Source organism: Nanoarchaeota archaeon (genome assembly GCA_018897155.1).
Classification (GTDB): Archaea; EX4484-52; EX4484-52; order EX4484-52; family LFW-46; genus LFW-46.
Window position 1 is genome coordinate 13,932 of record JAHILE010000040.1, and the last position, 14,199, is coordinate 28,130.

14 protein-coding genes and 1 tRNA gene are annotated in these 14,199 nt (G+C 40.3%); 11 read left to right on the forward strand and 4 right to left on the reverse strand.

Going from position 1 to position 14,199, the window contains the following annotated elements; all coding sequences use genetic code 11:
• Positions 1-154: 154 nt before the first annotated feature.
• From KKB09_04560 to KKB09_04580, 5 genes are all read left to right on the forward strand, one after another.
• Positions 155-721 (forward strand): hypothetical protein, encoded by a 567-nt coding sequence (locus KKB09_04560; GenBank protein MBU4300467.1) that lies wholly within the window; start codon positions 155-157, stop codon positions 719-721.
• Between the two features lie 25 nt (positions 722-746).
• Complete coding sequence (locus tag KKB09_04565; protein MBU4300468.1) at positions 747-1,514, forward strand: hypothetical protein; 768 nt, start codon at positions 747-749, stop codon at positions 1,512-1,514.
• A gap of 177 nt (positions 1,515-1,691) precedes the next feature.
• Positions 1,692-1,934, forward strand: a complete 243-nt coding sequence (locus KKB09_04570) for a DUF4258 domain-containing protein (protein MBU4300469.1) — start codon at positions 1,692-1,694, stop codon at positions 1,932-1,934.
• A complete protein-coding gene (locus KKB09_04575) occupies positions 1,931-2,143 on the forward strand; it encodes a DUF2283 domain-containing protein (protein MBU4300470.1) in 213 nt (70 codons plus the stop codon). Before KKB09_04570 ends, KKB09_04575 begins: the two co-directional genes overlap by 4 nt.
• A gap of 61 nt (positions 2,144-2,204) precedes the next feature.
• Positions 2,205-3,254, forward strand: a complete 1,050-nt coding sequence (locus KKB09_04580) for a tRNA pseudouridine(13) synthase TruD (protein ID MBU4300471.1) — start codon at positions 2,205-2,207, stop codon at positions 3,252-3,254.
• 26 nt (positions 3,255-3,280) lie between these two features.
• Here the strand turns inward: KKB09_04580 and KKB09_04585 are convergent, their stop codons facing one another.
• Both KKB09_04585 and KKB09_04590 read right to left on the reverse strand, forming a co-directional pair.
• Positions 3,281-3,601 (reverse strand): hypothetical protein, encoded by a 321-nt coding sequence (locus KKB09_04585; GenBank protein ID MBU4300472.1) that lies wholly within the window; start codon positions 3,599-3,601, stop codon positions 3,281-3,283.
• Between the two features lie 72 nt (positions 3,602-3,673).
• A complete protein-coding gene (locus KKB09_04590; GenBank protein ID MBU4300473.1) occupies positions 3,674-4,012 on the reverse strand; it encodes a nascent polypeptide-associated complex protein in 339 nt (112 codons plus the stop codon).
• Positions 4,013-4,046: 34 nt separating this feature from the next.
• Between KKB09_04590 and KKB09_04595 the strand changes: the two genes are divergently transcribed.
• The 4 genes from KKB09_04595 (at position 4,047) to KKB09_04610 (ending at position 7,583) form a co-directional block, all read left to right on the forward strand.
• The gene (locus tag KKB09_04595; GenBank protein MBU4300474.1) at positions 4,047-5,258 is read left to right on the forward strand and encodes a tripartite tricarboxylate transporter permease; all 1,212 of its coding nucleotides are present in this window, start codon (positions 4,047-4,049) and stop codon (positions 5,256-5,258) included.
• Positions 5,259-5,481: 223 nt separating this feature from the next.
• Positions 5,482-6,189 (forward strand): LAGLIDADG family homing endonuclease, encoded by a 708-nt coding sequence (locus tag KKB09_04600; protein ID MBU4300475.1) that lies wholly within the window; start codon positions 5,482-5,484, stop codon positions 6,187-6,189.
• 98 nt (positions 6,190-6,287) lie between these two features.
• On the forward strand, positions 6,288-6,923 hold the full coding sequence (locus KKB09_04605; GenBank protein MBU4300476.1) for a cysteine hydrolase: 636 nt from the start codon (positions 6,288-6,290) through the stop codon (positions 6,921-6,923).
• A 48-nt stretch (positions 6,924-6,971) separates the two neighbouring features.
• Positions 6,972-7,583, forward strand: coding sequence for a hypothetical protein (locus tag KKB09_04610; GenBank protein MBU4300477.1), 612 nt, complete (start codon positions 6,972-6,974; stop codon positions 7,581-7,583).
• 16 nt (positions 7,584-7,599) lie between these two features.
• Here the strand turns inward: KKB09_04610 and polC are convergent, their stop codons facing one another.
• Positions 7,600-12,474, reverse strand: a complete 4,875-nt coding sequence (polC, locus tag KKB09_04615; protein MBU4300478.1) for a DNA polymerase II large subunit — start codon at positions 12,472-12,474, stop codon at positions 7,600-7,602.
• 74 nt (positions 12,475-12,548) lie between these two features.
• On the opposite strand from polC, the gene KKB09_04620 reads away from it, so the two are divergent.
• Complete coding sequence (locus KKB09_04620; protein MBU4300479.1) at positions 12,549-13,286, forward strand: hypothetical protein; 738 nt, start codon at positions 12,549-12,551, stop codon at positions 13,284-13,286.
• Positions 13,287-13,357: 71 nt separating this feature from the next.
• On the opposite strand, the gene KKB09_04625 is transcribed toward KKB09_04620, so the two are convergent.
• A tRNA-Thr gene (locus KKB09_04625) sits at positions 13,358-13,543 on the reverse strand.
• A 101-nt stretch (positions 13,544-13,644) separates the two neighbouring features.
• Between KKB09_04625 and KKB09_04630 the strand changes: the two genes are divergently transcribed.
• Positions 13,645-14,196: a hypothetical protein gene (locus tag KKB09_04630; protein ID MBU4300480.1), complete on the forward strand. Its 552-nt coding sequence runs from the start codon at positions 13,645-13,647 to the stop codon at positions 14,194-14,196.
• Positions 14,197-14,199 lie beyond the last annotated feature (3 nt).

The window sequence follows — 14,199 nt, forward strand, 5'->3', positions numbered from 1 at the left end:
AAGATTTATAAATCTATACTAGATGCAATAATCTTGGTGCGTACTCACACGAGCAACTCATTTCCTTTAAGTCGTAAATATAAAAAGGGATTAGATTTAAACCTCGTTTTTTCACATATTTAAAACTAACTAATCAATAAACTCTTGTGATATTATGGCTCAAAAACAAGCAGAAGAAATAATTTCGAGCATTAAAGATGATGCTATTGAAAGCGTTCCGGCGGCTCCTGTCGTTGATGAAGAAATATGCGATGAATCGCTTCCGTTTCCAAACGCAACGGTTGTAAGGCACATAAAGGCATATGCCCCAAACAAGATGATTTCGTCAAAAGTAAAGATAGCGCTGAATCATTTTCTTGGCGATGTTGTGAAAGTCGTTGCAAAGGATATGGGTAAAACCAGGTATTCCATGATTGAAATGGACGATTTTCAGCGCGCGACAAAACCGTACACAGTAGCCGAAGATTTGGAATTCGAAAAGCAGAGAATCGTTGCACAGCTTGAGAAAACAAAAATGGACATCGACGGATTAATCCGCGATTTCAACAGAAAATTCAAGATGCAGGAAGCAAACGAATTCCATGTTCTTGGAATAGAAAACATTCCGGTTGCAGTTTCTAAAAAAGAAGATGCAAATGCAAATACTGAAGGCGCAGAAAAGAAAGATAGTGATGATAAGAAAGAGCACCAAAAACTTGCATTCGGGAACTTGGATGTATAAAAAGTAAGTTGGAGTGGTGGATTGTATGGGAATACTAAAGAAAATCGGGCTTGCACTTCTTGTACTTATTGTAATCGGGGCTATTTTTGGAGAAAAATCGGATACTTCAAAGAATACTACGCAAAGTAACGATAAACTTACGAGTACAGATATAACAACACAAACACAACAGAGCCCTTCTGAAAAAAGTATGATAAATAAAGCCATAACTGCAGTGAATAATAATATTGAGGCATCCACAATATCTTACGAATATTTTGAATACATGAGCCAGAAAGTATTGAGAGTGGATTTAAACATCACCAATAAAGGTTCTAAAAAATTACATTTCATGCCTTTGGACCCGGATAAACGTTCAAAAGCTGTTGACATTAATGGAGACAAATATGATATAATCCAGAGCGGTACATTGATTTATTCCAATAACGAATTTATATATCCAAAAAATTCAATTGAAGGTTATGTCTTATTTGAAAAAACAGAAAATACACCGCAAATAGATTATATTCTTTTAGGGCTCGGTTATTATGGCGACGACTCGATAACGGACTTCTTGAAAATAGATTTACGGAACACTTTGACTGAAAATGGAAGTTCTGCTTCAACAAGCGCGAATCCTTCGGAAAAAACATCGGGCTACACAGTAGCTGAATGTGATGCTCTTTGTGAAAAATACGCTATGAAGATTCAGGTTGATAATTGCCAAATGCAGTGTGATTACACCTTCGGCAAACCAAGTGCGCAACTCGACGAATACGTCAATGGAATAAAAAATAGTTTGAAACAAAAATAAGTGTCCACCCACATGCAACGACATGACCAGCGAAACCGCGATAGTAAAGCTGATGTGGATAATGGGCAATTTCGGCAAAGACACGAAAACTGTGAAAGAACTGATGCTGAAGAATTTTATCGGAGAAATACGTGCTTAGATAAACAAAGATATATTCACGCGAATGCCACTAATTCTATGGATGTGGTTTATACAAATCACGCAGAAGAAAGGCTCGCTGAGAGGAAAATTCCAAAAGCAGTTATTGAGGAAGCTCTCAAGAATCCTGATGCCGTTGTGGATGGCACGTTTGGAAAAAAGATCGCTCAAAAGCTTATAAGAAACAAACTTCTAAGAATAGTATATGAAGACTCGGGCGAAAAATACCTAATAATAACTGCATACTATGCAGAGCCCGAAAGATATGTTGTGGTATTATGAAAATAACATATGACCCGAAAGCCGATGCAATGAACATACGGTTTCAGAAAGGAAAATACGAAATCAGCAAAGAGATAGCAGACGGTATAATTATAGATTACACAAAAGGGGGGAAAGTCATATCCATAGAAATTCTGGATGCTTCAAAAAGAATGCCAAAAGAAAGCATTACGGACATTATTGTCGGCCTTCCTGTGAAAGCCGCTTAAGTGCGTGTTCTCAAAAGTAAAGCCATTGCGCAAATAAATCATTTGTCATGCAATTAATATTATGCCAAATAGTGCATTCGCATTAAAGTCTATTCCATCAGACTTCATAGTCGAAGAAATCACTCCTGACAGAATTGTTCTTGCGCGCAACACCAAATATTCTTTTGATGCAGAAAGTAAAGGCAAATTCCTGCACTTCATTCTCCAGAAAGAAAACCGCGATACACATGAAGTATTGGATGAAATCGCGCGCGCTCTTCACGCTCCGCGCGAGGTTCTCTCAATCGCAGGAATGAAAGACAAATCTGCAATAACTGTGCAAATGGCTTCTGCACACAGAATCAGAAAAGAACAGCTAGAACGGCTGAAAATCCGCGGCGCGAAGTTAATTCCTTTGCAATACATCGACAAAAAAGTGTTTCTCGGCAATTTGTGGGGTAATAGGTTCACTATTACTGCGCGCGGCATCTCAAAAACACATTCAGAATTGCGCGAATTAATTCTGGCGCGCGTTAAAGATATGTCTGGCGTTTTCCCGAATTACTTCGGAGAACAGCGATTTGGCGATGACAACAGCACGCAAAAAATCGGCAAATTGATTCTGAAACGCGATTTCAAAACCGCTTCAAAAGAATGCGCGAAAAGATACCGCGAATGCGCAGCACATTTGGAAAAAAATCCTAAATATCATCTTGGCGCAATAAAGCAGTTGCCTTTGAAACTGCAAAAAATGTTCATTCATGCGGTTCAGGCAGAGATATTTAATTCGGCACTTGACGAACTTTTGAAGCAAAAAACAATAGACAAAGACGCTAATATCCCCCTTCCAGGCTACACTTTTGCGTCACGCATATTCACGTCCGAAATCGATCGATTAATCGAAGAAATAATGAAAAAAGAAGGGATTACGCCTGAAATGTTTCGCGTGAAGGACCTGCCTGAAATAGCGTCAGCCGGAGAACTGCGGCGCGCGTTTGAAGAATTCTCGGATTTTGCGATTCTCGCAACAGAAGCTGACGAACTAAATGCCGGAAAGACAAAAGCGGTTGTGCAATTCGCGCTCAAGAAAGGATGTTATGCGACCGTGTTTTTGGATTGGGTTTTTAAATAACCTTGAATGGTAAACATAACGAATACTTAAAAATCCCTCGCAGAAAGATTTACAGACACTTTAGAATAGAGCACACCAGGAACCTCACAAGAATTATATAATTTACAAGGAAGACAATAGTCCCTTCTGCACCCACAAACTATTTGGTCGTCAGGTTTTTCTGCCTTCCCCTCAATCTTAGAAATTTCTTTTCCTTTTCCAAATGCTTCGCGTCCAGCTTTATCCATGGATAAGTAGTAGGATATAATACCCACATCTTTGTTTTTACATCCTTTCAGAAATGCGCAAGAATTAAAATCTGTCAAATCTTTATCCTCTGGTGCATACGCGTATCTTCCTGGTGGCATGGTATATGAGTAAAATCTAACATTTAAAAGCTGTATTACCCTGAGTAAACTCTCAAATAGAACTTCCCAAAATCACATATCTGCAAGTTTCATTATCGTCTCAGCAATATCCCCATTCGCTTCTTCAAGCGCTTTCTTTGCTTTCTCGCGCGACACTCCTGCTTTCTCTGCAACAATGGCGATGTCGTCTTCAGTTATCTCAGCTTCTGCACTGCGCTCAACAGCCTCGCCGCTCACCTGAAAGCTCGCGTTGCCGGCCATAATCACTTTCTGCACGCTCGGGTTTGATATGACGAGCTCGCTGCCTGAATTCAGGCGGATAATCACTTCAGAAGCGTCAATATCTTCGCTTTTAATGCCCATCTGGCGCATTGCCTTTTCCATCTGCTTTGGATTGATTCCCGGGAACATAAAGGATAAAATAGTTCTGCAAAATAATAAAGCTATGCTTGCGGAGCTTGTGTTCACGCTTGTCGGTGTTGTATTTGGAATAATTACCGGGCTCATCCCCGGAATGCACATAAACACAATTGCCGCAATACTTGTTGGAGCATTCTACAAATACGAATTTCCCGGGCTGCCTCTGGTATATTTTGTAATCGGGCTCTCGGTTGCAAATTCTTTCTCGGGCTTTATCCCGTCGATTTTTCTTGGAGCGCCTGATGAATCAACAGTGCTTTCAGTTGCACCGGGGCATCGTATGCTTAAGCGCGGCAAAGGATATGAGGCACTCGCACTTACTGTTCTTGGCGGCGGCGGAGGATTTATCGCCCTCATCATTCTGCTGCCAATACTAGCATACACAATTCCTGCAATTTACGCGGTCCTGCGCCAGTACATGCAGTATGTCCTCATCATTGTTGCGGCGTTTCTTATTCATAAAGAGAATCGCGTTCTTTGGGCGCTATTCTTGTTTGCGCTATCCTCTATATTCGGCATTGTGTCAATGAATGCGAATATCAACAGCTCGTTTTTGCTTCTGCCTATGCTCTCAGGTCTTTTCGGTTTGAGCACGCTTGCAGTAAGCTATTTTTCAGATTCAAGAATACCTGCGCAGAGGACAAAATTCCGAATAAGGTATAAGAAATACATTCCTGCAATCTTTCTCGGTCTCGCTTCAGGCATTATTGCAGGCCTTCTTCCTGGGGTCGGAACATCGCAATCAGCCATAATCGCACAAGAGACCGGCAAAGCAAAGGGCAAGCGAAAGTTCATGGCAGTTCTTGGCTCGATTTCTGTGACAGACACCATGCTTTCAATTATAGCGATTTACCTGATAGGCAATCCGCGTTCAGGAGGCGCCATAGCAATACAGGATTTTCTTGGCGGCAAAATGGCATTTAATGACGTTGTCTTGTTCACGGCTGCAGGACTGCTTTCCATGATAATTGCAGCTTATTTCACGCTAAGGATTGGGCGTGTGTTTGGAACGCTTGTTTCACATGTGAACTACAGGCATGTGGCGTGCCTGACAGCAGCGTTTCTTTTGTGGGTAATTTACGCATTCAGCGGCGCTGTTGGCATCCTGATTGCGCTAACTGGCACTGCAATAGGCATCATCCCTCATCTTGTCGGCGTGAAGAAATCGCTTCTTTTGGGATGCTTGATAACGCCCACTGTGCTTTATTTTCTCGGGATAAGCATTTACTTCATATGATAACCCTCTGGCTTCACATGAATGTTCGTATATGGTCGTGCGTATTCACGACCCCCTCGTTTCTCTTGGAAACAAGACATCTGTCGACTAATACCGCGCACTTATGACGTATTTTAACGAACCTGACAAAGTCTTTCACATAACCACACGTGTTCTCCACGTGAAGTCATCCTCACCCCTCTCTCACCGATGGATTTATATAGATTTAGCTACAAATACACATATGGAATACGAACTAGGGTATGTTGCCGGCGCTTTGTGCGGTGATGGATGCCTTGTCTGGAATAAGAATGCCGGAAATTATGGCATAACTCTTGAAGTCAAAGATAAAGATATTGCAAATTATTTTTCGGAATGCCTTAAAACAGTAATTGAAAAATCTGTAAAGACGATGATTCGTAAAAGAACATATAATCGTGCCCCTTATTTAACTTTTGTAGTCTATTTCTACGGAAAAAAAGAAATAAAAAAACTAAAAGACATCTATAATAATGTAAACTTCGGAACATTTGAATGGTTGCCTCCAAACGAAGCATATAATAATAAAGCATTCAGGCAAGGATTTCTCCGCGCATTTTTCGATTGTGAAGGCACCGTAAGAATAAGATTCAGAAAAAGAACATCAACGAGATTCGAAAAAATTCGCAACATACGAACACAATCCGCCAATAAAAACGGGCTTTTCGAAATCAAAAAACTGTTAATTTTAGAGAACATACCCTCAATAATATATTCTTCTGGAAAATATCATACGCTCGACATTGAAGGAAAACAACGTCTTGAATCTTTTTTTAAAAATATTGGTTTTGCCTCTAAAGTAAAACAAGAAAAACTTGAACTTGCGGCACGTTTCTTAACGCCGGAAGAAAAAATCAAAGGATATGATGCAGAAGAGCCGCTACAAGAATCGCCTGATGAAATTCGGCATTAGTCGAATAGATTCAAACTTATGTGCATTCACGTAGAAGGACATGAATAAAACGCAAAAAAATGTAATAATATATACTTCAAATGTACATCAATGAACATATGGTCTTAAGCAGAATTCGTTTAAAAAACAGCGCCTTGCTCGTCATCGATGTCATCAACTCCTGCTGTAGCTCCAAATGCGAAAGCAGAGAGCCAAAAATTACATTCAAGAAAATCAGAAAAATGGTTCCGGAATTGGTCGCATTTATCAAAAAGTACAAAGAGTGCTCAGAAAACCCTGTTATCTATATCAATTGCACGCAATGGGATAAAGAGCATTTAGCCGCGAATATTAGTGAATTATACAAAGACCCGAATTGCCGCTATTATTCTAAAGATAAAACAGGATTCCGCAATACGTTTTATAAGGTGAAACCGGATAGCTGCGACATCATCGTTACAAAGAATGGCTATGATGCGTTTACAAATCCAGAATTAGATAGACTTTTGAAAAAGAGGCAAATAAGATACTTAATAGTGGCAGGTGTGTTCGGGGATGGGTGCGTGCACTCAACTATTCAAAGCGGTTTTTCCAAGGGATATAATTTCATAATCCTCAAAGACCTGATTGAGACAACCGACGTTAAAATACGGCAAAACTTGCAGAAACTGCTTAAAAGTTATACTTGGCCAGTAATGTTTGGGAAAACTATTAGTTCTGAAGAATTTCTAAATAGAAGTAGTAATCACTCATAAATGACGAAATATAGAAAGATTAATAAATACCTGAAACTAAAATAGATTATGGTTGATTTATTCGTTTACGATGGAAGCCCGATTGTCAGGGATATGCATTTGAAGAGTAACCAAAAGGATGAGGAACTCCAGAATGTATTTCGTGAGGTAATACGTTCGTTAAAGCCTAATATACCACAAGATCTATTGCTAAGAACAGTAGTAGATTATAACCGCGATAATTTCGGAGGAGTTAACAGACTATTACTAAATTGTATGTCGAATGGTCATGACCGTATAAGCGATTCGAATTGGGGATCTATCAATGATGAGGCGAAGAAAGAACTCATAATAAAAGGATACTCTTCTAAGGATGTTATCTATGCTAAGCCAGAAATAAGAGATGGAGACCCTAAACCATATAATTGGTCAGGGGCTTCACACGGCGTAAATGTCGGTCTGCTTATTATTGATAAAGGCGCCTACAATGAAGAATTCTATACGATTTACGCACAAAATAATGTTAATGTACGAAAAAAGGGTCTTCGGGGGATTCTTCTTTTCGATATGGATAAAGAGCAAACCGAACCAAGAGCTAATCTACATGTGCCGTATGTGTCATTAGAGTATGTCGGAGAGGCCATGGATAAAATCCATCGTGCAGGATATTTTACCAAATAGTGCGTGTAAACTTCAATTACTTCGCATTAAACCTTTCCAGCCCCAACTGCCTTGCTTTTTTTCCAAACAGGCTGTCAATATCTTTCTCAAGAAGCGAGAACTGCTGAAACAAATATGGCGATATCTTGTACTTTTCAATAATATGCTTTGTAGGCTCAACATATTTCCTTATCGCGCCTTCAGACACCGAAAGCATAAGCTTTCCTCCACAGTAGCACTTCCCGATTAAAGGTACTCTGCGGTACTTTGCATTACAGGTTGCGCACCGAACTTTCTGCTCTGAAAACGTGCGCAAATTCCCCTTTATGTCGCGAAGAAAATGCTTTGAAATAACCAACTCAGCCACAGAATCCTTATTCACGGCAACTATCTTCTCTGCAAGACCGAGTTGTGCAGTAACTTTGTCCTTCATGCTGCCAAGCTCCACATACTTTGTCTTAATCGGCGCATCATTAACGTCGGCTGTGCCATGAGTGAACTTTATATGAAAGACCTCGGAAGTCTTTATTACATCTGCAACAAGGCGCGGCTTTTTTGTAAGTTCTGATATTGTTTTATAGTTCATGGTGTCTTCATAGAATTCAAGCGGGTATTCTGAAGAGATATCAACCCGCCATGCCTCATCATCCACTTCCTCAGGATTAAGCTTGCTTGTAAGGACGAGTGGCGCATCCATTGTCCTCCCCCCGCGCGTGTCCGGCAAAAACTTACGAGAGAAATTAAGCAATGCATCCATCAAAAGCATTATTGAGTCTTCGTCGCCATCACAGTTTCCTGCAACAATGCCCGAGCAAATAAGGTTGTGATGCATATCAACAGTTACATCGTAAACATATTTTTCCCTGTTTTCAATAAACTTCTTGCCCACTATCTTGTCAACAAACGAATCCCCTTCAAGAACTGCTCGCGCAGTGCCTTTCTTTGTGAGCCACTGCTCCAAAAGTGCTTTGGCGCGAACTTGCTTATCTTCGACAAACCCTATTGTCTCAATATATTTTCTGGCGTCATCACCATATAATCTTATTTTATACGAATGCAAAAATTTGGGCTTTCCGTAGAATTTTAAGATTAATTCGCTTTTTATTTCGCGGTTTTCTTCATAAATTGAATGTTTGATGCCCAAAAACATCAAAATTACTGAAACAGAATCAATGAGCCACTTATTAACCGAGGTAACATTGACTTCAAGAGTGCTTTGAATGGCGCAGGAGCCATCGCCTGAAAAATATCCTCTTAAAAGTGCGGCAAGTTTTTCTTTTGGCAAAGAATAAACAAAATTTGGAACTCGTTTGCTTCGCGCGTCCTTTCCAACTTCGAGATAATTAAATAATTCATAAACAAACCGCGAGCATATAGTAACTGCATTTCCGGACGTGTTTGGCGTCAAGCCAAAAACATCCTTTATTTTCGTTTCAAGATACGCTTTCACCCGCGCCTTAGTGGCAGTTATTGAAATCTGATGCGTATTTTTTTGATTTTTCTTTGTATATCCTTCGGCAAGATAAAAGCCCAGAATGCATAAAAAATCCTCGTTAAGAAGAATCTCGGGCTTTATAGATATAGAATCCCTTTTGCTTCCAAGAAAATATTTTTTGTTTTCGAATAGATTCTGGCTAAAATGCTCAACAATATCAAGCGGATAAAACTTTCGATAAACATAATTAGTGAGTGTTTTATAATTCATCCCAAGATTAGCGCTGATTTGCGACAAAATTGTTCCGTTGCCAAAAATCTGCTCTTCGGTTCTTACCATAACATTTCTGTTATTAACGACATCAAGCAAATCTATTTTCTCAACATCAGATGTAATCGGGTTTTCTATTTGCCACGGTATTAGGACTTCGGTCGCATCTTCGGCGCGTATTTTTTCACCGCATTTGTTCAATAACAGATGGTCTGGGGTAACAACTATTTTTCTTCCGCACTTAGTTTTAATCTCTAACAGGATTTGTGGAGCGGGATGTTTTGAAACATGCGTCATATCCGAAAGCTCGAATTTTTTGGTGAGTTTATTAAAAGCAAATGTTTTCAATCCAGCAATCGTTTTATATTCTGTTCCAAAAGCGTCTGTTTCAACCCCATCCGTAAGATTCGTCTCCACTAATTCGCGAATAGTTGATAATCTAAACTCTTTTCCATCATGTACAATAATTTTTTCGTTGCCAAAAAAACAATTCCTTCTTTTGCCAGCATGCCAGAATGGATGCGCATAACATACTTTTGAACGAGTAAAGCCTACAATTCTGCCCACTATGCCTGCAGATGTGTGTGGAGCAAGCCCTACAACCAGCTGACCCACCAAATCCTCTCTTGAGTTCATATTATAATACGGCGGAAGGCTGTAAAACTTTACAAGAAGCTCGTCGATAAACCTGCTGACATTCAGCATGTAATTTACTGATGAGAACTCTTCATTGTCGGATATGACAATATCCTGTACGCTCAGCTCAAGAATCTGATTCTCATTTTCAAGCGGTCTGCCCAAATAATCATTCACATAGCCTATGGATTTCAACTTTGCAACAGAAACGCCAAGCTCAGATGGCTTGAAGTGTGTCATTGAGATATCAGAAGCATCATATCGTGTAGTGCCGTCCTTATTCACGTAAAGCTCGTATTTTGTACGAAGAACGCCTTTTTCAAGATATTCCATGCTTCTCTCAGGGCCTGAAACTCCCCTAACGCCTTTGAATAGCTTTGGCAATTGAACAACTGAAATGTTTTTGAACGCCTCATCAAGTAGCTCTTTCAATTTAATAGTCATCTTACGATATTTTTTTGTAGGCTGGTTGCAGTGCATAGTTGCTTCAACAATGGAATTACATGACTGACAAATATTTCTCGGAGTTCCGCGCACATTGCATTTTGGGCACATAGAAAATACATTCTCAGCACCGCATGAAGTGCATTTAAAGACCGGAAATTCTGCAGTTACTTTTCCGGAGGAATACGCCTCCATGAGATTGCGCATTTTTCCGCCTTCAATGCCGCAGGGAAAAAGTATCTGAGGCTTGCCTTTCAAAAGTCGTTTTTCCGCCTTTTCTGGTCTGCCCATTCTTATGCCTATGCGCGTCAATCCCCGTTCACGCACCCTTATTCCTGCAAGTTTTGATACTGCAGACATGGCTGATGTTTCCTGCGCAATAGATGCTAAAATATCTGCAACATTCTCTTTTGTCGGCTTTCCAAGCGAATAATATGCTCCAAGCGATTTTCCGGACAATATTACTTTTTCATCTTTTACCGTACAAGGAGTACAAAGGATTTCAAGAATCCGAAATGATTCTGCCTTTGCAAGCGCAGCACGTTCGCCTTCAGCATCATTCTCGATTGTAGCTGTTGAAAACCATTGAATGAGTTCTTTCAATTCTCCGATTGACAAATCATGCCAAAAGAAATTGTACTCCGGATGAAGCGGTATTCCAAGCTCGCGCGCAATGTCGAAAGCCTCCGAAATCGTCGGCGGCTTTAAAGCATATTTTTCATAAGAATACTCTGAATTCTTTTCAGAAATTGCTTTTTTCAATTCCAGCAGCCACCATTCTTTGCAATAAGCCGAGGGCATCAACATATGATTGTTTGACACAAACTCGCCATATGGAACAACAATATCCCCTAAAGAAAGAATGGACTCAACAGATGTTTTGTGCTGTTTCACTTCCTCGCGCGTCCTTAGTTCAAGAATGGTTCCATTTCGAAGTTTTACTATCGGAGGATCTATTGTATCGCAAGGCGCACAAACAGTGGCCTTTCCAGGAAACTCTGTTGCAAGCTGAGTGCCTACTGCAATGAATTCTGTAAGCCACATCGTAGCAGGGTGCAAAGAAGTTGCTGCAAGCCCTCCTGTTCTTGAGCGGCCGTATCGTAATCTGAAACCGCCGCGTTTTGAAGGATGTGAGAATATCGGCCTTCCTGCAAGCACTTTTGAAAGATATGTGTCTTTAGGGGTATATTTTGCCGCATTCGGATTGTCTTTTAGCTCAACCTTTTTTGCAGCATGAATGCTGTTTTTCAGCTTTACAAAATCTGCAAGCCACAGCCAGTTTTTAAGATCGTATTCTTCAGGATATTTCTTCACCCTGCCAAGAACTTTCTCTGCCTTAAGCGGGATTCCGTCAAGAAGAATCAGGCACATCCCCCCACGAATTTTATTTGTTTCAACTCTTGGAAGATCCTTGCAGGTTGAGACTTCAAGCTCTTCTGTAGGGTCTCCAGTAATTTCTACAGGAACGTTTTTTATTATTGCGGTCATTTCCTCTTTTGTCGGATGATATTGCTTTGCAGTGACGCGCGTGTAATAATCCTCGACCTCGACAAAATACCGATTTATCTCTGCTTCTGTGGGCTTGTAAGCACCTATTTTCAGCGCCTTTCTTATGAAATCCGCTGCAAGAACAGAAACTGCTGAGGCGGTTCCTCCTGCAGACCTTATCGGGCCTGCGTAATAGACTGCAAGATAATCTGTTCCGTCATCATTCTTTTTGATAAGAACTTTTGAAATCCCCTCAAGAGGCGCAGTCACAACACCGAGTGTAAGATAGGCTACTGCAATGCGCAAACCGACCTCTGCGAATTTTTCTGCGGTTCCAAAATCTCCGTATTTTCCTATTGCAACATTCCTGCCGATAAGAAGCGCCACTCGCTCGTCATTTTTGCCGTACTTCCCCTCAAGCACCCGTATTCCTTCCTTCAACCCTGAACCAAAAAGCGTTGGAAAAAACGTAGAAACAAGGCCTTCGACTCTTGCCGCAAGGTCCTCTGCAAGAAGGATTTCAACAGTTGTCTCGGGATCTTTACCTTTTGCGCGAGCAGCTGTTGCAATAGAATATGCATTGTCAACCTCTTTTTGTATTGAGTCAAAATATTTTTGAGTCTGTGCATCAGTCTGCATAAGTGTATTGTGCAGATGAGATTTTTAAAAGAAAGGCTTGTAAGGATTATTAATTAATACTCCTTAGTGATGCAATGATAAATCATATTTATGAATCCGTTGGATCTTCGTATTCTAATTCGGGCATATCATACAATCTACCCAGCTCTATCGAAAATCTGAAAAAGGAATATCATTTTAAAAAAATCGGTGCGTCGATAAATCTCCAGAAGGTGGGATCTGTTAAAATCGGATCATCTGCTAACAATCTATACGCAATATTGCTTGAATTTTCAGACACAATTCCTTTTTCAATAACTAAAAAGGATGAAGTAACGTTGGACGCGTTTATGGATCTTAGAGGTAATGAAAACGTTATTGATGAATTAAAAAGAATATCGGAAGAAGAAATACATCAGAAAAGAATGGAACTTCAAGATAGTCTTGAAAAAAGATTTCAAAAAGTAGGTAGTATTCATGTCTCAAAACCTGAAGAAATATTAAAAAAACATATAGACGCTCATCTAACCGTCCCCTACTCTGTTTTAGGTGTTATAAGTGGCGTAATAATGATATATGGCGGCGAAACATTAGCTGAAAAAATACTTGGCGGTACTCTTGCCATTGGATCCCCCACAGCCACTACTTTGCTTGGAGAGGGCATATACAGTAGTGATAAAACGGTCATTCAAGTAGCATTGAACAATAAAGCCGATTCAGAAATAGAGTGCTTATTCAAATCCGCATACCCTGAAATGACACTATCTCTCTCGAAAAGAGAAATTGCCGCGCTTATCATTAAGGAAAGCGTTAGTGAAGGGAAAAAAATTTGAAAACACATACCAATCCATAAAACATATAAGGGCTAAAGACGCTTTCCACGATAAAGATATCTAAAATATGAAGCCCTGGGCGCGAATTTCACCGGTTCTGGGCAGACATGCGACCTCAACGAAGTTGAAGTCGCTCCTTCTTTCTTTTCCACCCGGACTTGTCTATTCTTTCTTGAAAAGAAAGAAAAGAAACCATGTTTTGAACGCACGACCTTTACCTTACCAAGGTAACGCTCCACCAGCTGAGCTACCAGGGCACTGACATAACTAGAGAATGAATCTTTTTATTAGTTTAAAAATTCACCCATAAGCCGCTGTTTAAATTATATATACTCGCGCATCGAATAGTAATGTATATTTGCAATTTGGTGATTTTCTGGGGAAAAAAGATGAGGTTGAAATTAAAGGCGATGATGACTATGAAATTGTAGCTCTTTCACCCATAAGGCGTCTTGAAAAACGGCTTGAAACAATGGAAAACACAAAGACTACAAACAATCTTGAAAAATTCATCGACAAAATGATGGACATGGTGGAACTAAACCAAAAGATCATTGAAGATATTGTCAGATCCAACCAGGCAACGCGCGAAGATATTGGAATACTTGTGGGAAAACTTGATTCTTTGCAGGCAAAAATATCGAGCTTTGTAGAGATGGTTCAAAGCGCTGCGGAGTCAGATGTTGCCCAGACCGCTGCCGAAAGTACAACAGAAACAATAAAGCCGCTAATAGACCGCCTCGAAACAATGAGCGACCAGACAAAGGAAACAAACGCCCAGCTAGTCGAAAGCCTCGGAAACATAGAAAAGCTTCTAAGAAAACAGCCTCAATCAACACTACCTACATCGCCGTCCAGCCAGACTGCTCGTGACATTCTTGCAAGGCGAGGCATAAGACCTCAAGAATAATTG